Origin of the sequence: uncultured Arthrobacter sp. (assembly GCF_902805515.1) — a bacterium.
In the GTDB taxonomy this organism is placed as follows: domain Bacteria; phylum Actinomycetota; class Actinomycetes; order Actinomycetales; family Micrococcaceae; genus Arthrobacter_D.
On sequence record NZ_CADCTE010000084.1, the window covers coordinates 1 to 3,233 of the forward strand.

The window sequence follows — 3,233 nt, forward strand, 5'->3', positions numbered from 1 at the left end:
TTCTTCCGCGTCGGGGTCGCGGAGATCTCGCCTCCCGGGCTCGGCCGGTTAGGCGAGGCGGTGCAGAACGCGGTCGTCCTCGCTGACAGCAAGGGTGACGTCTCCCAGCGCGCCCGGATTTTGAGGACGACAGTGGAGGCCTGCTCGCCTGTTACTCGATGCTGACGGTTCCTGTGCGTATGCCCCAGAGGACAATCTGGAGGCGGTCGCGGGCGCCGGTTTTCTGGAGCAGATGTGCGAGATGGTATTTGATGGTGGATTGTTCCACGAAAAGTTGTTTGGCGATTTCGGCGTTTGAGAGGCCCTGCGCGAGGAGCTGCAGGACGTCGATCTCCCGGTCGGTGAGCGGCGACGGAAGCGGCTTGCGCTCCCCGGCCGGCGGTGTCGATGGGCGGCGCTGCACGAACTCTTGCAGGATTCGCCGTGTCAGCCGCTGGTCGAGGGTGCCGTCGCCCTGTGCGACCGAGCGGATGGCGTTGAGCAGCGTGTCCTCGTCGGCGCCTTTGAGGAGGAAGCCCGCGGCCCCTGCTTCGAGAGCGGCGAAGATGTCGTCGTCAATGTCGAAGGTGGTGAGGATCAGGATCTCGCTGTTCAGGCTGGCATCGGCGGAGATGATGCGCGTCGCGGCGACGCCGTCCATGACAGGCATCCGGATGTCCATGCACACGACGTCGGGGCGAAGCTCCTTGGTCAGCCGGATAGCTTCCCGACCGTTTTCGGCTTCCCCGACGACGGTGATATCGGCCGCTGAGTCGAGCAGGATCGATAGTCCGGCTCGAACGATGACCTGGTCGTCGGCGATCAGGACACGGATCATTGTGGTGCTCCTTGTACGAGGTTCGGGATTCGTAGCCGGTTACTCCAGCCGCCGGTTTCCGAACGCCCGGTGGTGAGTTCGGCTCCGATGAGCTTCGCCCGCTCGTGCATGCCGACGAGCCCGTATCCATGGTGTGGCCGGTCGTGAACCGGTGCCGGCTGAGCGTAGGTGATATCCCGGTAGTGGAGGCTCGACGTGTTTTCCACGGTCAGGACAGTGGCCTCGGGTAGGTACTCGATCGTCACCATGCACTTAGCGCCTGGAGCGTGGCGTGCGGCGTTGGCCAGCGATTCCTGCACCACGCGGTAGATGGTCGCCTGGGCAACCGGCCCGAGATGGGTAGCATCCCCTCTCGATTCGAAAGTGACGCTCTGGCCGCGGCGCACGGCGGCATCGATCAGCTCTGAGAGATCACCCAGTCCCGGGGTGCCGATGGACGCCCGGATATCACCGGTGGCGCCTTCGGTTTCCGGGTCCGGGCGGAGTAGGCCGACAGTCCTGCGCAGATCGATCATCATCGCCCGGGCCTCGCCTTCGAGTTCACGGAGCATGGCCCGTGTGCGCAGCGGATCCTTCTCGATCAGCGTTCCTGCCGCCTGCGCGGTCACGATAATGCCGGAAAGGTGATGTCCTGAGATGTCGTGCAACTCCCTGGCAAGGGCGGTCTGCTCGGCCCTCCGGCGCTGAGCCTCATCCCGTACCTGTTCACGGCGGATCATCTCGTCCCGCTCACGCGCAGCAGTGGCAAGGTACGCGCGGTTGCGGACGAGTTCAGCGACCACAGCCGGTGCCGCGTACTCGACGACCAGACGCCCGGCGACCAGGGCGAAGACGAGCAGCGGGGTTTGGGTTCCGCCCAGTGCCACCCCAAGGACGACGAAGCTGCTCGTGAGCGCAAGCACCGTCAGGACGTACCACGCCCGGGGCCGTGGTGCCCAGCGAATGAGGTAGAAGGCGGAAATCGTGACCGCCAGGCTCCCTAGCCCCAGGTCCGCCCCGCCTGTAACCAGGAGAACCGTCTCGAGCATCACGACAATCGCGAACACCGGCGCTGGGGCACGGTAGCGAAAGAGGAGTGCAGCGGCCTGCCCGGCTACGAGAGCCGCCTGCAGCGCCGTCAGAAGCAGCAGCTGGGGCGGCTCCAGGGGATCGATTCTTTCGATGATGAGGGAGGCGACCGCGACCGCGAGGACGACGGCGGGGAGGGCAACCACGCGTTGGAGTGACCGTGGATGCTCGGACTCCGGCGTGGTGCCGGACGCGCTGTCTCGGGCCCTTCGCCGGGTTCGCATGGACTTCACGGGATAAGTCAACCACGAACGCACCGGCCTACCCGGACGCCCGTCAGGGCCGGGGAAGGACCCGGCAACCGGCCGGCTGCGGACTGTCCTTTTGGCTAGTGAAGGACTGGTCCTGCGGCTAGTGAAGGACTGGTCCTGGGGCTGGGGTGCGGGGGGTGCGCAGCTGGCATCTTGGAGGTATGAACAAGCAAGAGAATGAACCCCTCCTCGTAGAGCACCTTTCGAAGTCCTTCCGCGGCGTCCGCCGGGTCGAAGATGTTAGCTTTACCGTCGGCGCCGGCCGTATCACGGGCCTGCTCGGGCCCAACGGTGCCGGGAAGACCACCACGATCCGTATGTTGCTGGGCTTGATCGCCTCTGATGCGGGAGAGGCGCTGGTGTTCGGGAAGCCGTTCCGCGACCTGTCCGATCCCACCCGGGTCGTCGGGGCGGTCCTGGATGCAGGCGGTCTTCATCCCGGGCGCACCGCACGCCAGCACCTGCGGATCGCCGCCGCCCAGGGATACCACGCGGCGGCCCGCGTGGAGGAGGTGCTAACTATTGTGGGCATGAGCGCCGACGCCGACCGCCGGATCCGGGATTACTCCCTGGGCATGCGCCAGCGTGTTGCCATTGCCGCGGCGATCCTGGGCGATCCGAAGATCCTCGTGCTCGACGAGCCGGCCAACGGCCTGGATCCTGCCGGCATCTACTGGCTCAAGCAGTACCTGCGCTCCTTCGCCGACCATGGCGGCAGTGTCCTGCTGTCCTCCCACATCCTTGCCGATGTGGAGCAGATCGCCGATGACATCGTGGCCATCGCCGATGGGCAGGTGCGCTCAGCGACCACCCTCGCCGAAGCCCTCGCCGCCTCCGAGGGCGACCTCGAGGACTTCTACCTCTCCATGATCAGCTCTTCCGAATGGACCACCCATGCTGCGCGCTGAAACCCTCAAACTCACCACCATCCCTGCGACCCGGATCGCGGTCCTCATCGCGGCCGTCGGCCTGCTTGCCACGCAGCTCATCTCCACCGTCCTGATTCCTTACCTCGTTAACAGCGAAGCCACTGACCCGGAAGTCGCCGGCGAACTGACGGTCATCGATATGACGCCGGCCTCCGAGCAGCTGGCAGC

General features: G+C 65.7%; 4 protein-coding genes. 2 read left to right on the top strand and 2 right to left on the bottom strand.

The features are described from left to right. Positions 1-151: 151 nt before the first annotated feature. Both QZX79_RS07305 and QZX79_RS07310 read right to left on the bottom strand, forming a co-directional pair. A complete protein-coding gene (locus QZX79_RS07305) occupies positions 152-817 on the bottom strand; it encodes a response regulator transcription factor (RefSeq protein WP_294566798.1) in 666 nt (221 codons plus the stop codon). Beyond that, on the bottom strand, positions 814-2,031 hold the full coding sequence (locus QZX79_RS07310) for a sensor histidine kinase (protein WP_294566800.1): 1,218 nt from the start codon (positions 2,029-2,031) through the stop codon (positions 814-816). The genes QZX79_RS07305 and QZX79_RS07310 overlap by 4 nt, the downstream gene beginning before the upstream one ends. Before the next feature lie 266 nt (positions 2,032-2,297). Here QZX79_RS07310 and QZX79_RS07315 point away from each other — a divergent pair, with 266 nt between their 5' ends. Next, positions 2,298-3,044: an ATP-binding cassette domain-containing protein gene (locus tag QZX79_RS07315; protein ID WP_294566802.1), complete on the top strand. Its 747-nt coding sequence runs from the start codon at positions 2,298-2,300 to the stop codon at positions 3,042-3,044. Next, a partial coding sequence (locus QZX79_RS07320) for a hypothetical protein (protein ID WP_294566805.1) occupies positions 3,031-3,233 on the top strand: 203 nt, incomplete at its 3' end. The genes QZX79_RS07315 and QZX79_RS07320, both read left to right, overlap by 14 nt.